The sequence below is a fragment of the Methylorubrum sp. POS3 genome, assembly GCF_043352485.1.
Lineage (GTDB): Bacteria > Pseudomonadota > Alphaproteobacteria > Rhizobiales > Beijerinckiaceae > Methylobacterium > Methylobacterium suomiense.
This window is the reverse complement of sequence record NZ_JAPRBT010000019.1, coordinates 1-1184: the sequence shown is the minus strand read 5'-3', so window position 1 is coordinate 1184 and position 1184 is coordinate 1. Positions and strand designations below refer to the sequence as shown.

Annotated in this window: 2 protein-coding genes and 1 pseudogene; all 3 read left to right on the top strand. The window is 71.6% G+C overall.

Annotation, left to right across the window (positions count from 1 at the left end; translation table 11 throughout):
• Positions 1-146: 146 nt before the first annotated feature.
• On the top strand, positions 147-536 hold the full coding sequence (locus OWC43_RS23295; RefSeq protein WP_393958661.1) for a hypothetical protein: 390 nt from the start codon (positions 147-149) through the stop codon (positions 534-536).
• Positions 536-904, top strand: a complete 369-nt coding sequence (locus OWC43_RS23290; RefSeq protein WP_393958660.1) for a phage tail protein — start codon at positions 536-538, stop codon at positions 902-904. Before OWC43_RS23295 ends, OWC43_RS23290 begins: the two co-directional genes overlap by 1 nt.
• Positions 901-1184: pseudogene (locus OWC43_RS23285) on the top strand (hypothetical protein); the annotation flags it as partial. The gene OWC43_RS23290 and the pseudogene OWC43_RS23285, both read left to right, overlap by 4 nt.

The window sequence follows — 1184 nt, the reverse complement described above, 5'->3', positions numbered from 1 at the left end:
CATCTTCCACCAGGAGCAGGCGAACTCGCTGCGCACCAACGGCGCCCTGTGGAAGGCCGGCTTGCGCCGGTCCGGGTGAGCGCGCCGAGCCCGCTCAGCGCTGCCTGCAGCCACTCATCCCACCCGAGCCACCTCAAGGAACCACTATGTCCAAGACTACCGTGAAGCCGACCGTCGCCATCGCCGGGCGTAACCTCAGCCTGCCCTACGGCGCGCAGATCGCCGTGTTCGAGCGGGGCGTCGACCTGTTCGAGACCGCCCGCATCAACGGGCCCGTCGCGGTGACGGTCGAGGGTGCCGCCCCGGTCGATGCCACGGTGCAGGCCAAGCAGGTCGGGGCGCTGATCGATCTGATCGGCCAGTACGGGCCGCAGAGCCTCTACACCTACGCTCGGCCCTACAGCGCGCTCGGCCTGTTGCAGGCGCTGACCGACGCCTCCGAGGACGCGGTGCTCGACCTGACCAAGCTCTACACCGTGGTGGTGGTGACGACCCCGATCCCGTCCCCGGCGATGCCGATGTCCCCGGGCGCCTGATGCCGGACTTCCCGGCCTTTCCCTCGCTCGGGATGGGCGATTACGGGCCGGTGGCGCCAGGATCGAGCCGGCTCGTCCGGCCGGCCGTGCTGACCGCCGGCTTCGGCGGGCGCTACAGCCAGCGCACCGGCGACGGCATCAACCCGCTGCCGCGCGACTTCGCGTTCCGCTCAGCGAAGCTGCGGGCAGACCAGATCGAGGCGCTCGACGCCTTCCTGCTCGGCCGGCGGGGCTACCTGCCCTTCACCTTCCTCGTCCCGGGCGAGGCGCGGCCACGTCAGTTCATCTGCCCGGAATGGACCACCGACTACGCCGACCGGTGCAAGTCGACCCTCACGGCCAAGTTCGAGGAGAACTTCGACCCATGACGGTGTTCGTCGTCGGCGGCGTCGAGCGCGCCCGCCCGCGGGTGCGCGGCGCCGCTCCGCCACCCAGCGCCGCGCTGCGGCGCGCCGGCCAGAGCCTGACGCCGGGCGACCTCGTCGCGCTCTACGTCATCGACCTCGCCGCGATCGGCGTGAACCGCCAGTTCGCGTTCACACCGGCGGCCGAGGGCGGCTCGGGCCCGGTCCGCTTCCGCGGCATCACCTACGCCCCGCTCGACGTGACCTGCGAGGGCTTCGAGATGACGGCCGATGGGGCGATCCC